At 71.5% G+C, this 14,185-nt stretch carries 14 protein-coding genes; 6 read left to right on the forward strand and 8 right to left on the reverse strand.

All coding sequences use genetic code 11. The features are described 5' to 3' along the window. Window positions 1-114: 114 nt before the first annotated feature. Together tmcA and EYW40_RS19675 are read left to right on the forward strand one after the other, a co-directional pair. Complete coding sequence (gene tmcA, locus EYW40_RS15165) at window positions 115-2,358, forward strand: tRNA(Met) cytidine acetyltransferase TmcA (protein ID WP_135822503.1); 2,244 nt, start codon at window positions 115-117, stop codon at window positions 2,356-2,358. 44 nt (window positions 2,359-2,402) lie between these two features. After that, entirely contained in the window at window positions 2,403-2,558 is a 156-nt protein-coding gene (locus EYW40_RS19675) for a DUF8014 family protein (RefSeq protein ID WP_161973225.1), read from the forward strand. Window positions 2,559-2,567: 9 nt separating this feature from the next. Here the strand turns inward: EYW40_RS19675 and EYW40_RS15170 are convergent, their stop codons facing one another. The 6 genes from EYW40_RS15170 to EYW40_RS15195 form a co-directional block, all read right to left on the reverse strand. Next, window positions 2,568-3,299, reverse strand: coding sequence for a GNAT family N-acetyltransferase (locus EYW40_RS15170; RefSeq protein WP_135822504.1), 732 nt, complete (start codon window positions 3,297-3,299; stop codon window positions 2,568-2,570). A 142-nt stretch (window positions 3,300-3,441) separates the two neighbouring features. Beyond that, a complete protein-coding gene (locus EYW40_RS15175) occupies window positions 3,442-3,804 on the reverse strand; it encodes a DUF8055 family protein (RefSeq protein ID WP_135822505.1) in 363 nt (120 codons plus the stop codon). 7 nt (window positions 3,805-3,811) lie between these two features. Further along, on the reverse strand, window positions 3,812-5,470 hold the full coding sequence (locus EYW40_RS15180; RefSeq protein ID WP_135822506.1) for an FAD-dependent monooxygenase: 1,659 nt from the start codon (window positions 5,468-5,470) through the stop codon (window positions 3,812-3,814). After that, window positions 5,463-7,124 carry an electron transfer flavoprotein subunit alpha/FixB family protein gene (locus tag EYW40_RS15185; RefSeq protein ID WP_135822507.1) on the reverse strand — a complete coding sequence of 554 codons (1,662 nt, stop codon included), beginning with the start codon at window positions 7,122-7,124 and terminating at the stop codon, window positions 5,463-5,465. Before EYW40_RS15185 ends, EYW40_RS15180 begins: the two co-directional genes overlap by 8 nt. A gap of 2 nt (window positions 7,125-7,126) precedes the next feature. Further along, window positions 7,127-7,981, reverse strand: a complete 855-nt coding sequence (locus tag EYW40_RS15190) for an electron transfer flavoprotein subunit beta/FixA family protein (RefSeq protein ID WP_135822508.1) — start codon at window positions 7,979-7,981, stop codon at window positions 7,127-7,129. A gap of 90 nt (window positions 7,982-8,071) precedes the next feature. Beyond that, window positions 8,072-8,401, reverse strand: coding sequence for a 4Fe-4S dicluster domain-containing protein (locus EYW40_RS15195; RefSeq protein WP_135822509.1), 330 nt, complete (start codon window positions 8,399-8,401; stop codon window positions 8,072-8,074). A 127-nt stretch (window positions 8,402-8,528) separates the two neighbouring features. On the opposite strand from EYW40_RS15195, the gene EYW40_RS15200 reads away from it, so the two are divergent. Both EYW40_RS15200 and EYW40_RS15205 read left to right on the forward strand, forming a co-directional pair. After that, complete coding sequence (locus EYW40_RS15200) at window positions 8,529-9,005, forward strand: DUF456 family protein (protein ID WP_135822510.1); 477 nt, start codon at window positions 8,529-8,531, stop codon at window positions 9,003-9,005. Window positions 9,006-9,053: 48 nt separating this feature from the next. After that, window positions 9,054-9,395 carry a hypothetical protein gene (locus tag EYW40_RS15205; protein WP_135822511.1) on the forward strand — a complete coding sequence of 114 codons (342 nt, stop codon included), beginning with the start codon at window positions 9,054-9,056 and terminating at the stop codon, window positions 9,393-9,395. A 30-nt stretch (window positions 9,396-9,425) separates the two neighbouring features. Here the strand turns inward: EYW40_RS15205 and EYW40_RS15210 are convergent, their stop codons facing one another. Then, window positions 9,426-11,183, reverse strand: a complete 1,758-nt coding sequence (locus EYW40_RS15210; protein WP_135822512.1) for a glutamate--tRNA ligase — start codon at window positions 11,181-11,183, stop codon at window positions 9,426-9,428. 81 nt (window positions 11,184-11,264) lie between these two features. Between EYW40_RS15210 and EYW40_RS15215 the strand changes: the two genes are divergently transcribed. After that, window positions 11,265-12,557: an AI-2E family transporter gene (locus EYW40_RS15215; protein ID WP_135822513.1), complete on the forward strand. Its 1,293-nt coding sequence runs from the start codon at window positions 11,265-11,267 to the stop codon at window positions 12,555-12,557. Window positions 12,558-12,622: 65 nt separating this feature from the next. After that, window positions 12,623-13,105: a cupin domain-containing protein gene (locus EYW40_RS15220; RefSeq protein ID WP_135822514.1), complete on the forward strand. Its 483-nt coding sequence runs from the start codon at window positions 12,623-12,625 to the stop codon at window positions 13,103-13,105. 26 nt (window positions 13,106-13,131) lie between these two features. On the opposite strand, the gene idsA3 is transcribed toward EYW40_RS15220, so the two are convergent. Continuing rightward, a complete protein-coding gene (idsA3, locus tag EYW40_RS15225; RefSeq protein WP_135822515.1) occupies window positions 13,132-14,181 on the reverse strand; it encodes a geranylfarnesyl diphosphate synthase in 1,050 nt (349 codons plus the stop codon). Window positions 14,182-14,185: the final 4 nt, after the last annotated feature.

Raw genomic sequence — 14,185 nt, forward strand, 5'->3', positions numbered from 1 at the left:
CGCCGTGTCGCCGACTCACACGCCGGCTCGCGAGCGGGGCGGACCCCGACCGATAAACCGCCGCGGGCGGGCACAAGCGCAAGACCCCTTAGGGCCCGGGGCGAACCGGCGGGTATGTCAGTCGTCCCCCTCGCCCGGTCGCTCCGCGCCGAGGCCCGCCGGAGCGACCAGCGCCGGCTGCTCGTCCTAGCCGGCGAGCGGGCGGCGTGTTACGACGCGCTCGAACGGGTGGTCGACGGCGTCGACCTGCCGCTCGCCCGGACGACGCTGGTCGGCCCCGACGACCGCCTCCGGTGCGAGCAGTTGCCGCTCCACCGGGCCGGCGACCTGCTCGGCGAGACGCGCGAGGCCGTCGCCGTCGACTGCCACGACGAACTCCGCCCCAACGCCGTCGGCAGGGTCGTCGGGGCGGTCGACGGCGGCGGGCTGTTCGTCCTGCTGACGCCGCCGCTGGACGAGTGGCCCGAGCGCCGCGACGGGTTCGACGAGGGGCTCGCGGTGCCGCCGTTCGGCGTCGACGACGTCACCGGGCACTTCCGGCGGCGGTTCGTCCGGACGCTCCGCGAGCACCGCGGCGTCGCGGTGTACGACGCCGACGCGGACGCCGTCGAACGGGACGGCCTGACCGACCCCGCCCCCCGATTGCCGGCGGACCCGGTCGCGGTCCCGGACGACGCCGTCTTCCCGCGGGCCGCCTACGAGGCTTGCCTGACGGGCGACCAGGCCGACGCCGTCCGCGCGTTCGAGCGCCTGCGCGATCCCGGGCAGGCGGTCGTCGCGGAGGCCGACCGCGGCCGCGGGAAGTCGAGCGCCGCGGGGCTGGCCGCGGCGTCGCTCGCGCTCGCGGGCGACGACGTGCTGGTCGCGGCACAACAGTACCGGAGCGCCCGCGAGGGGTTCCTGCGCGCCCGCGAACTGCTCGAATCGGAAGACGCGCTCGCGGGCAGCGATGGCGACCCGGCGAACCCGCAGCGACTGGACGCCGACGGCGGCGGTCGCGTCCGGTTCGCCAAAGCGGCCGAGGCCGCGAGCCTGCCGGACGATCCGGACGTCCTGTTCGTCGACGAGGCCGCGGCGCTGCCCGTCTCGCTTTTGGAGTCGTTCCTCGCGGCCGACCGCGTCGCGTTCGTCACGACCGTCCACGGCTACGAGGGCGCGGGCCGCGGCTTCTCGGTCCGGTTCCGGGACCGGCTGGCGGAGCGCGGCCACGAGGCGACCGACGTGCGCCTCGTCGACCCGATCCGGTACGCCGGCGGCGACCCCGTCGAGGTGTGGGCGTTCCGCGCGCTCCTGCTGGACGCGCGGCCGGCCGTCGAGCCGGTCGTCGCCGGCGCGTCGCCGGACGACGCGATCTATCGGCGGCTCGACCCCGCGGAGCTTGCCGCCGACGAGCGCCTGCTCCGGGAGGCGTTCGGCCTGCTCGTGCTGGCCCACTACCGGACGGAGCCGAACGACCTCGCGCGCCTGCTGGACGCGCCGAACCTCGAAGCCCGCGCGCTCTGCCGGGGCGGCCACGTCGTCAGCGTCGCGCTGCTCGCCCGCGAGGGCGACCTGCCGGCCGACCTGCGCCGCGAGATGTACGACGGCGCGCGGGTGAAGGGGAACATGGTGCCGGACGTGCTGACGAGCCAGTTGCGCGACGAGGACGCCGGGGCGCCCGCCGGCCTCCGCGTCGTCCGGATCGCCACCCACCACGCCGTCCGGTCGCGCGGCCTCGGCTCACGGCTGCTCGACGCCGTCCGCGACGAGTTCGACGGGCTGGACTACCTCAGCGTCGGCTACGGCGCACAGCCCGGCCTCGTCGATTTCTGGCACGAAAACGGCTTCTCGTCGGTCCACCTCTCGACCACCCGCAACGACGCGAGCGGGGAGTACTCCGCGGTGATGCTCGCGCCGCTCTCCCCGGCCGGCCGGGACCTGCGGGACCGCAACGCGCGGCGCTTCCTCGGCCGGATCGGCGGCGTCCTCTCGGACGCGCTCGACGACGCGGACCCGGACGTGGTCAGCGCGGTCCTCCGCTCGGTCGCGACGAGCCCCGCGGTCGACCTGACGCCGTACGAGTGGCGCGTGGTCGCGGACGCCGCGTTCGGCCCCGGGCTGTTCGACGTGTCGCCGTCGCCGTTCCGGCGGCTCGCCGTCGCCCACCTCGCCGACCGCGAGGCGGACCTGACGCCCCGCGAGGAGCGCCTGCTCGTGCTGCGGGCGCTGCAGGCGCGGGACTGGTCGGCGGTCGCGGACGAACTCGACTACCCGTCGGCCCGGCAGTGCATGCGCGCGCTCGGCGACGCGTACGCGCCGCTCGTCGCGGCGTACGGCGACGGGACGGCGCTGGCGGAGCGCGAGCGGTACGGGGAGTGACGGGCACCGGTACACCGAAGGCGTCCGGCGGCGAACGCCCGCCCATGCGGGAGTGTACCGAGGACGGCTGCGACCGCGAGGCGGCGGTGCTGTTGCGGATCCCGTGGACGGAGAACCGGGTCGTCTGTGCGGCCCACGCGCGGACCCTCGGACAGCGGGACGGGGTCGTCGCCGACCCGCTGGAGGGCGCCGACCTGTAGCGACCCGGCTCAGAGCCAGCGCGCCATCATCACTTCGTCGACGTAGTCGTCGCCGAGCTTGTAGTGGTCCTCGCGGATGGCCTCGGTCTCCCAGCCGTGGCCCGCGAGGAACTGGATCGCCGCCTGGTTCGTCGAGGGGATGCTGTTGTAGATCTTCTCGTAGCCCTCGTCGGCCGCCCAGTCGACGCCCCGGTCCATCAGCCGGCCGCCGATGCCGCGGCCGCGGTACTCGGGCAGGACGCCGAGCGTGAGCCGCGCGGTGTGGCGGAGCTTGCCGACTTCCGGGACGTTGAGGTGGACCCAGCCGACCACGTCGTCCTCGACGGTCGCGACGAAGAACACGCGGGACTCCAGTTGGTTGTGGCGGATCAGCACCTCCTCGTGGTCGACCACGTCGGCGACCGTTTCGGCCTCGATGTACGCCCCCTCCTCCGCGACCTCGCGGATCGCGCCGACGAGGCCGGTGAGGTCCTCCTGACGCGCCCCGCGGATCGTGCAGTCGACGCCGTCGGCGCTGAACTCCTCCTCGTCGACGTCCTCGAAGGCGACGCGGAGTTCGCCGTCGACCTCCGCCAGGACGCCGTCGCGCTTCAGGATGGCGACGTGGTGGCCGAACGCCCGCGGCTCGATGTCGAGCGCGCGGCGCAGGCGTTTTGGCTTTATCGAGCCGTGTCGCTCCACGTAGTCGTATATCTCTCCCCGGTCCTGGTGGCCGAACTCGAACTCGCCGGTCAGTTCCATGTGCATCGGTACCAGTCTCCAGAACTTAGCTTTTGTCACGAAAGTTCGGGACCGTCGCTGCTGTTGCAACTCGGTGATCCTCCCGTGACACAGCGGAATCGTGACGGTCGCCCGGGTTCGAGACGCTCCCCGATCGGTCCCATCAGTCCGGGACGCCGGTCAACACGCGGGCAACGTCGTGGACGTTCTCGGTGTCCAGCAGCGCTTCGGCGGCGGTGCGGACGGCGAAGTCCGCGTCGAGGTCGACTCCGTAGCAGGCGGCGTACAGTTCCAGCCACTCGTTCATCGCGCGCCGGAGGCGGTCGAACTCCGCCTCGCCGAACCGCACGGCGCGGCCGCCGGTGCGACACTCGACGTACAGCGAGACGGTCGGCCCGAACCCCTCCCGGAGGACGGCCATCGCGCGCTCCTCGTCCGGGGGGTCGGCCGGCGGGTCGAACGCCGCCCGGCGCTGCTCGGCCGCCCGGGCGAGGTCGTCGATCCGGTCGCCGACCGCCTCGGTCATCCGAGGCTCATCCCTCGCGGTACTCGACGCCCTTGCCGCCCGCGGGGTGGTCCCAGTCCGTCTCCGCGACCACGGCGCAGGTGCCACACTCGACGCAGGGCTGGGTGTCGAGGCTGACCAGCCGCTCCTCGTGGCCGTTCGTCTTGACCGTCTCCTCGCGGTAGCAGCCGCCGCCGAAGTCCGTCGCGCTGACGGGGCAGGCCGCGACCGCAGCCCCGGACGCCTCGAAGGAGTTGTCGAGCAGGTCGATGTGGGGCTCGCCGACGTCGTAGGTGAGGTCGCCGATCCGGTCGTCGAGTTCCGGCGGCTCGACGTCGTTCACGTCGGTCACCGGCTCGCCCAGTTCCTCGGCGATCACCGTCGGGACGGTGACGTAGGGTAGCTTCGTGTCGGGGATCATCGAGACCAGCGTCGGCGAGGAGTACGCCCGCTCCAGCAGGCCGCCGGCCGCCCTGACGCCGAGGCGGCCGAGCGGCGAGTCGACCAGCGCGTCCGCGACGTCGTCGACCGGCCCGGCCTCGCCGAGCTTCCCGAACAGCTCGTAGCGGGTGGGTTTGAGCTTGTCCATCACGCCCTCGTCGTGGAGCTTCGACTCGTAGATCCGTCCGGCCGCGGTCGGGTCACCTCGGGACCGCGCATCGACGAACGCCTCGGCGGCCAGCGCGCCGGCCGTGACGGCGTGGTTCATCCCCTTGATGATCGGCCCCTGGGCCTGCATCTGGCCGGCGGCGTCGCCGACCAGCACCAGCCGGTCCCGGTGGGGCGACTCGTGGGCCACCTTCTTCGAGTCCGGCACCAGCTTCGCGCTGTACTCCCGCTCGTCGTAGTCGTCGCCGAGCCACTGGGCGAGCAGGGGGTGTGTGAGCAGCCCGTCGAGCAGTTCGTGGGGTTCGGCCGCCTCGGCGGTCAGCGAGTCGAGGTGGAACACCGTGCCGATCGACAGCGAGGCCTCGTTCGTGTAGAGGAACCCGCCGCCGCGGACGCCGTCGAACAGGTCGCCCGAGAACAGGTGGGCCTCCCCCTCGTCGTCGTCGATGTCGAACCGCTCGTTGATGACCTCGGGCTCCATGTCGACGACGGCCTTCACGCCCTGGAACCACTCGCCGGGGTCGTCCCAGTCCATCAGCCCCGCGTCGCGGGCCAGTTCGGAGTTGACGCCGTCGGCCGCGACGACCAGGTCGGCCTCGATGGGCTCCAGTTCCTCGGTCCGCACGCCGACGATCTCCGCGCCGTCCCGGAGCAGTCCGGTGACGTGGACCTCCGTCAGCAGGCCCCCGCCTGTCTCCCGGGTCAACTCGTGGACGCGCTCGGCGAGCCACGAGTCCATCTTCCGCCGGAGGACCGCGTCGGCCCACTCCGTGTCGTGGTGGTGCAGGCCGCCGATGTCGAACGTCTTGACCCGTTCCCCGGCGACGTTGTGGATGTAGTTGTCGGTGACCGGCCGCTCGGTCGCCGCCTCCCGGAACTCCGGGAACAGGTCGTCCATCGTGTACGGCGCGGACTCCTCGGCGTAGATGAGCCCGCCCGAGACGTTCTTCGCGCCGGCGTCCACGCCGCGTTCCAGCACCAGCGTCTCTACCCCGTTCCGTGCCAGCGTCGCCGCCGCCGCGGCCCCGCCCGGGCCGCAGCCGACGACGACCGCCTCGTAGTGTTCGTGCTCAGTCATCGCTTGCCTCCTGAACCGCCTCGGCCAGTTCGCCCGCCTCGACGGCCTCCGTGAGGCGGGGGAGCACTTCGAACAGGTCGCCCTGCACGTAGTAGTCCGAGAAGTTCCGGATGTCCGCGTCCGCGTCCGTGTTGATCGCGATGATCGTGTCGGACTCGTCCATCCCGACCTTGTGCTGGACCGCGCCGGAGATACCCGCCGCGACGTACACGTCGGGTTCGACGACCTGCCCGGACTCGCCGATCTGGCGCTCCTCGGCCACGTAGTCCTCGACGTGGCCCTCGAAGCTGTACGAGGACGTGATGACGCCCCGCGAGAGCCCCAGGTCGGCCTCGTCGAACGCGTCGACCAGGTCGAGCGCGAGTTCGATCCCCTCGGTCGGGTCGTCGCCGATGCCGCGGCCGACCGCGACGACCACGTCGTTGCCGGTGAGGTCCACACCGCCCGAGAGGCGGTCGTGCTCCGTCACTGCGACGCGGAACCAGTCGTCGGACAGGTCCATGTCGTACTCGACCACCTCGGCCTCGCGCTCCGGGTCGGGGTCGGGCACCTCGAAGCTCCCCGGGATCACCGACCCGCCCTGCGGGTGGAAGTCCCGGTTCGGCTTGTCGATACAGAGGATCGTGGAGTACTCGAACCCCGAGAAGTCCGGGCGCTTCATGTGCAGGACGCGCTCGAACTCCGTCTTGTCGCCGGTCCCGCCGGTCTTGGCGGGGTTTGAGATCATCGCGTTCTCGATGTACAGCCCCGAGCAGTCGCTGGCGAGGCCGGAGTCGAGTTCGCCCTGGACCAGCGCCGAGAGGTCACGGCCGTTGTTCGTCGCCGGGAACAGGGTGTACCGGGGCTCGTGGTACTCCTTCCAGTCGACGCCCTCCCGGCCCTCGGCGGCCAGGTCGCCGCCCGCCCGCATCATGTCGCAGACGATCTCGGTGTAGGGCTTGTGGCGGAACCGCTCCAGCCGGTCGTCCTCGTGGTAGACGACCAGGTCGGCGCCGAGCGCCACCACCTCGTCGACGTACGACGACGCGTCGTCCCCGACCAGCACGGCGACGACCCGCTCGTCCTCGTCGTACTGCTCGTTGTAATCGTCCATCAGTTCGCGGGCCTTCCCGAGCATCTCCCGGGAGACGTCGAGCAGGTCGCCGGCCTGCGTCTCGCAGTACACCCACATGTCGCGGTAGTCGCCGCCGACGGTGCCCTCGACCCACTGCTTGTCGTTGGTCGGGTGGTCGAGGTCGGGGTACTTCTCCTCGGGCGGCCGGTCGTCTATCTCGGGGCCCTCGCCGTCGCCGTCGTCGCTGCCCTCGACGGAGTCGATGCGGCTCTCGATCTGGGATTTGGCGGTCTTGCGGTCCTCGCCGTCCTTCTCGCGTTCGAGCAGGTCGCGCAGGACGTCGCCGTCGTCGATCTCCCGCACGAGGTTCGCCACGTCGGCGACGGTCAGTTCCGAGAGGTCGACCGTCTCGGGGTCGACCTCGCCGTCGTCGCCCTCGACCTTTTCGATGCGGTCCTCGATGAGCGTCTTGACGGGCGTTCGGTCCTCGCCGCCCTCCTCCAGTTCGAGCATCTCCCGTAGCTCGTCGGCGTCGTCGACCTCCTTGATCTTCGGGCCGAGCTCCGCGATGTCGTGGTCGGTGGGGTCTATCTCCGGCATTGTCAGTCACCCGCCGCGAACGGCGCGAGTTCGTCGACCAGTTCGTCCATCTCCCCGTCGTCGTCGGGGTCTATCGCCGTCGCCTCCCGCTCGGAGGGCGCTTTCGGGATGGGGTCGACGCCGGCGACGATGGTCGGCGAGCCGTCCAGACCGATGTAGTCCGGGTCGAGGTTCAGCGCCTCGTGGTCCCACACCGTGAGGTGGTCCTCGAACGCCTCGGCCCGCTTTCGGGCCTCCTCGCGCAGGTCCTTGTGGGCGAGCCGGTGGCTCGCCTGCCGGTAGCTCGGCTCGAACTCGGGGTCCGCGACGATGAAGGCCGGCATCGGGGCCTCGACGGTCTCTATCTCGGAGACGTCGCCCTCGACGAGGCGCTTCGCGCGGACCGTCCCGGCGTCCTCGTCGACGTCCAGCGAGACGACGTGGGTGATCATCGGCCAGTCGAGACACCAGCAGGTCTGGGGGCCGGTGTGGCCGGTCTCGCCGTCCGCGGTCTTGAAGCCCGCGAACACCAGGTCCGGCTCGTCGTCCAGTTTCTGGAGGCCCGTGGCGACGGTCATCGCGGTCGCCCAGGTGTCCGCCGCGCCCATCTCGCGGTCCGAGAGGAGATAGAGGTCGTCGGCGTACACGTCGCGCATCCCCTCCTGGAGGATCTCCTTGTACCCCGGCGGCCCCATGCTCATCAGCGAGACGTGGCCGCCGTTTCGGACCTTCGTCTGGAACGCCGCCCGGAGGGCGTGTTTGTCGTTCGGATTCATCACCGTCGGCGTCTTCCCCCGTTCGAGGTGGCCGTCCTCGTCGAAGGACACCTGCCCCTCGCGGAAGTCGGGGACGCCTTTCGTCAGCGCTACTGTGTGCATAGTTGTCAGATACCTCGTGGAAGGTACTACCGGACAGTCGGTAATAGTCTTTTGTGGGGATTCTCCCCGCGGCGCCGCGTCACGGCGGGATCAGATCCGGCCCGCACGGCCGGCGTCGACGTCGATGGCGTCGACGGGACAGACGTCGACACAGAGCATGCAGTCGATGCACTGGGCCTCGTTGGCGGGGTCGGCCTTGATCTCGCTCTCGGGGTGTCCGGGGGTGTCGACCCACTCGAACACGTCGACCGGGCAGTCCTCCAGACACGCGCCGTCGGCCAGACAGATGTCGAAATCCACCGCGACGTGGGTACCGTGGATCCCCAGCGTCTCAGGTTCCTCCACCGGTCCCCACACGTCGTGGCCCTCGTGCTCGTCGACTACCTCGCGGTTCTCCTCGAAGTTGGAATCGATGCTCATTGATAACTTTCCTCACTCCCATTACACGGAACGCCCTCAAAAGATTTTGCACGAACGTTCGGGAGGGTCCGGGCGAGGGCGGGTCGCCGTCGGTTAGCCCTTTCCGTCGCCCGGTCGAACCGGGGGTATGGTCGAGGCGATCACCGTCGTCGCGGTGGCGTTGCTGGTCGCGGGCGTCGTCGGCAGCGTCGTCCCGCTGGTTCCTGGGGCGCTGCTGTCGGTGGCCGCGATAGCCGGTCACTGGTGGGTCGCCGGCGTCCCGTCCGGGGTAACCCTCGCTGCGTTCGTCGCCGTCGGCGGCCTCGCGGTCGCCGTCGACTACTTCGCGGGGGCCATCTCGGCGAAGGCGGGGGGCGCGTCGTGGCTCGCGACGGTCGCCGCCGGCGTCGTCGGCGTCGTCGCGCTGGTCGCCACCGGCCCGCTCGGGGCGCTCGTCGCCGTCGCGCTGACGGTGTTTCTGGTCGAGGCGTACCGCGGGCAGTCCCGCTCGGCCGGCGCGCGGGCGGCGTTGTTCGCCACGGTCGGGATGCTCGGCTCCGCGGTGGCGCAGGTCCTGCTCACGGCGACGATGCTCGTCGCGTTCCTGCTGGTCGTGGTCGTCTAACCGGTCGGCCGCACAACGCCTTAGTCGCCCGCGCCCGACGGGTCGCGTATGGACCCCGCCCCGCGGTACTCGATCGCAGCGCTCGTCGCGGCCCTCCTGACCGCCGGCGTCGCCCTCGCCCCGGGGAGCGAGGGGCCGATCCCCGTCCTCGCCGGGATAGCCGTGGTGACGTTCGTCGGGACGGCGCTCGTCCTCGTCGACCCCGCACCCTTCCGCGAGCGCCGGGAGCGCCCGAACTGGGCGGCCGGGGCGTTCGCGGGCGCGGCGACGTTCGGGACGCTCGCGCTGCTTATCGGCGCTGGCTCCACTGACAACATCGGTGCGGGCGTCCTCGGACTGGTCCTCGCGTGGACCGGGTTCGCGGCGGGCGTCGTCCACCAGCGGGAGTAGCGTAGCCCGACGCGAACGCGGGTCGGCCCGCTACTCGTGGGCGAAGTAGGCGACGGACTCCGCGTCCGCGTCGTCGCGCTCCGCGGGCGCGTCGTGGGCGTCGACCCGCGCGAAGCCGACGCGGACGAACTGCACCATCCCGTCGACCGCGACGTCGGCGAAGCCGGGTTCGGCGTACCCGGTCACGTCGCCCTCGGGCGTCCGGAGCCGGGTCGGCACCGCGCCGTCGGCGGGTACCCAGTGGACCACGTCGGCGTCGCCCTCGCGGACCACCGAGATGTCGTCGTCCGTGTAGCGTAGCCCGTCGCCGTCGTACTCGACGGGGCCGTACCCCTTCAGCCAGAGCATCCCACCCTCGGCCGGGAGGTCGGCGGCCTCCAGTCGGACGGCGTCGCCGACCGGTATCTCGCGGCGGCCGCGGTCCTCGTGCTCGGGGTGGACCGGCGGCGTCGCCTCGTCGGGCGCGTCGCCGGAGAGCGGGAGGGACACGGCGTCGTGGCCGTCGCCGTCGCGGACGAGGAAGTAGCGGTTTGCGCCGTCGTCGACCAGTTCGCGGTTGTTCGCGTAGACGGCGCTCATCGCCAGGTCCACGTCGCTCGTCGAGGTGCCGAGTTCGACCATCGCCTCGGTGATCGCCTCGCCGCGGATGCCCCGGCGGCGGAACGCCGCGACGGTGGGCGCGCGCGGGTCGTCCCAGCCGTCGAGTTCGCCGGCCTCGATCAGTTCCTTGATCCGCGAGGTGGACATCTTCACGTCGAAGGCGTCGATCTGGACGTGGCCCCAGTGGAGCACCTCGGGGTACTCCCAGCCGAAGTAGTCGTACACGAACTGCTGGCGCTTCGCGGAGTCCTGCAGGTCGATGCCGCGGATGATGTGGGTGACCCCCATGAGGTGGTCGTCGACGCCGCTCTGGAAGTCGAGCATCGGCCAGCAGCGGTAGTCGCTCGCTTCCTCGCGCGGGTGGGGCGTGTCGATCATCCGGAAGGCGACCCAGTCCCGCAGCGCGGGGTTCTTGTGCTCGATGTCGGTGCGCACGCGCAGCACCATCTCGCCGCTGTCGTACTCGCCGTCGACCATCGCCTCGAACTCCGACAGCGTGGTCTCGGCGTCCTTCCCGCGGTGCGGGCAGGCCTCCCCGCTGTTTTTCATGTCGGAGAACTCCCCCTGCGGACACGAGCAGGTGTACGCGCCGCCCTCCTCGATCAGGTCGCGGGCGTGGTCGTAGTACGTCTCCATCCGGTCGCTGGCGCGGTAGACGGCGTCCGGTTCGAAGCCGAGGTACTCGACGTCCTCCAGGATGGCGTCGTACGCGGAGAGGTCGGGCCGCTTCGTCTCGGGGTCCGTGTCGTCGAAGCGGACGCAGAACCAGCCGTCGTACAGTTCCTTGTACGTCCCGATGACGGCCGGCATCCGGGCGTGGCCGACGTGCCACGGCCCGTTGGGGTTCGGGGCGCTCCGCATCCGGATCTCGTCGTACTCGTCGGCGTTGGGGAGGTCCGGGAGCGCCCGGTCGTCGCCCTCGTCCTCCGCGAGGATCTCCGCCAGTTCGTCGGGCGCGATCTCCTCCAGTCGCTCGACGCGCTCCTCGTGGGACAGGCCGTTGACCTCGCTGATGACGCCGCCGGCGACGCCCGGGACCTGATCGCCGTGCTCGCGGAACTCGGGGTTGTCGCCCATCAGCGGCCCCATGATCGCGCCCACGTCGGCGTCGCTCTCGTGTTTCACCGCGTTGAGCAGGGCGTGCTTCTCGGCCTCCCGCTCTATCGCCTCCCGGAGGTCGTCGTTCATTACCCCCGGCTACTGGCCGGGCGGACTAAACTGCCGTGGATCCGCCCCGAACTACTTGTGGCTCCCCTGGGTAGCGGGGATATGGCATCGACCGGCGCGGCCCCGGGGCGCGAGCGCGTGGCGTGGTGGGGCGTCGCCGCCGTCCTGTTCGCCGCGCTGGCGTTCGTCGCGTACACCTACGTCGGCACGCTCGTCCTCGGCCTGTTCGTCTACTACGCGACCCGGCGGATCCACCGGCGCACCCGCCGGCGCGTCCAACCGCCCTCGCTCGCGGCCATCGTGTCGCTCGCGACGATCGCCGCGCCGATCCTCCTGTTGCTCGGGTACGCCCTCGTCATCGCGGCACGGGAGGCCGACGAAGCGGTCCCGAACGGGTACACGAGCGCGCTCGAACCGTACGTCGACGCCGCGTGGCTACAGGACCCCCAGCAGGTGCTCGCCGACCTCGTTGCGGACCCCGGACGGCTCGGGTCGCTGGGGTCGCCCGAAAACGCGCTCGACGCGGCGTCGACGGTCGCCAGTTCGCTCGGCGTCGTCGTCAACGTGGTCGTCCACCTCTTCATCGCGCTGACGGTCGGGTTCTACCTCCTGCGGGACGACCGCCGCCTCGCGGGGTGGGTCCGCGGGGAGTTCGTCGGCCGCGGGTCGACCGCCGACGCCTTCCTCACCGCGGTCGACCGGAACCTGGAGGCGATCTACTTCGGCAACATCCTCTTTGCCGCGGCCAACGCCGTCGTCGCGACGGTCGCCTACAACGCGCTCGACCTGGTCTCGCCGGCCGCGATCGCAGTTCCGGCCCCGACGCTGCTCGGCCTGCTCACCGGCGTCGGCAGCCTCGTCCCCGTCGTCGGCATGAAGATCGTGTGGGTGCCCGCCGCGCTGTACCTGCTCGCGGTCGCCGCGGCGACCGACCCCGAACTCCTGTGGTTCGGCGTCGCCTTCGCCGTCGTCACGTTCGTCGTCGTCGACACGGTGCCGGAGGTGCTGCTCCGCCCGTACATCTCCGGGCGGGACCTCCACGTCGGCCTCGTGCTGTTCGCGTACATCTTCGGCCCGCTGCTGTTCGGCTGGTACGGCATCTTCCTCGGCCCGCTGGTCCTCGTCGTCGCCGTCGAGTTCGCCCGGATCGTCCTCCCGGAACTCGTCCGCGGGGAGCCGCTGACGGCGGCCGCGGCCGCCGAGGAGCCGACGGGCCTCGACGCCCCGGACCCCGAAACCGTCGTCCCGGACGACGGGGACGCGGAGGACGACGGGCACGCCGAGGGGGGCGACGCGACCGGGGCGACGGACGACGCGGCGGCGTCCCCGGACCGCGCCGCTGAAGACGCTCCCGACGGGGGGTCCGGCGACGCTGACGAGTCGACGGCCGAGTGACGCCGCCGGAATCGACCGCCTTCGCGGCGACCAAGCTACTTGTCCCGGGCGCGCCACGATCCCGCATGGGAAAAGTCAACGCCGACGACGTGGAGCGGACCCGCACCGAGCGCGGCGAGACGGCGTTCGACCGCCGGAAACTCGCGGCCGCCGCGGGCGGCGAGGAGATCGGCTGTAGCCTCTACGAGATCCCCCCGGGCCGGCGCTCCTGGCCGTACCACTACCACACCGGGAACGAGGAGGCGATCTTCGTGCTCGACGGCCGCGGGACGCTCCGGCTGGACGGCGAGCGCGTCCCGCTCGAACCGGACGACTACGTCGCCCTCCCCGCCGGCGAGCGGGGCGGCCACCGGGTCGTCAACGACTCCGAGGGGACGCTGCGCTACCTCGCGATGTCGACGATGGCCGAGCCGGACGTGACGGTGTACCCCGACACCGGGAAGGTCGGCGTGTTCGCCGGCTCGCCGCCGGGCGGCGAGGACGAACGGACGGTGCACGGCTACTTCCGGGAGGGCGACGCCGTCGACTACTGGGACGAGGAAGCGTAGAACGGCCGGGCGGCCCGGCGGCCGGCTCAGTAGCCGCGCTCTATCAGGTAGTCGGCGATCTGTTCCAGCAGCCGCCGGGCGTCGTTGTCGGGGAGCACGTCGAGCCGCGCCTTCCCGTTGGCGACGAGTTCCTCGGCGGTTTCCTTCGCGTAGTCGATGCTGCCGGCCTCCTCCAGCGCGGCGACGGCCTCGTCTATCTCCGCCTCGGTGACGGCGTCCACGTCGTCGGTCTCGACGAGGTCGTCGACGTCGACGCCCTGCTTCCGGGCGTGCAGCGTGATCAGCGTCCGCTTGTCCTCGACGAGGTCGCTCCCGCGCTGCTTGCCGAGCCGGTCGCTCGGCACCGTCAGGTCGAGCACGTCGTCCTGTATCTGGAACGCGCGGCCGACGTCGAGGCCGTAGCCGTACAGCGCGTCGACGGTGTCGTCGTCCGCGCCGAGCAGGATCGCCGGGAGCGCGGCGCTCGCGGCGTACAGGACCGCCGTCTTCTGTTCGACCATCCTGAGGTACTCCTCCGGCAGCACGTCCTCGCGGTTCTCGAACTCGACGTCCAGCGACTGCCCCTCGCAGATCTGCGTGCAGGTGTTCGCCAGCACGTCCAGCGCCTCGACGGACCGCTCCGCCGGCGCGCCGGTGTCGAGCATGATCTCGAACGCCTTCGAGTACAGCGTGTCGCCGGCCAGTATGGCGGTTTCCAGGTCGTACTCGCGGTGGACCGCCGGCACGCCGCGCCGGAGGTCGTCGTCGTCCATGATGTCGTCGTGGATGAGGGTGAACGACTGGATCACTTCGACGCTCACCGCGGCGGCCATGACGTCGACCGGCTCGCCCGTCAGGTCCGGGAACGACCGGTAGTCGACCGACTCCGGGGACTGGTCGGCGAGCGCCTCGGCGACGGCCAGCAGGACGGTGGGGCGGAGCCGCTTCCCGCCGGCGTCCAGCAGGTACCGCGACGCCTCGTACAGCCGCTCGGGCTCGGCGATCGGGAGCGACTCCTCGATGGCGTCGTTGACGATCTCGCGCCGCTCCGCGACCGCCGACAGCACCGTCTCCTCGCGCGCCTCGGGGCTCGTCATTGGG

This window comes from Halostella litorea (genome assembly GCF_004785955.1).
GTDB classification, from domain to species: Archaea; Halobacteriota; Halobacteria; order Halobacteriales; family Natronoarchaeaceae; genus Halostella; species Halostella litorea.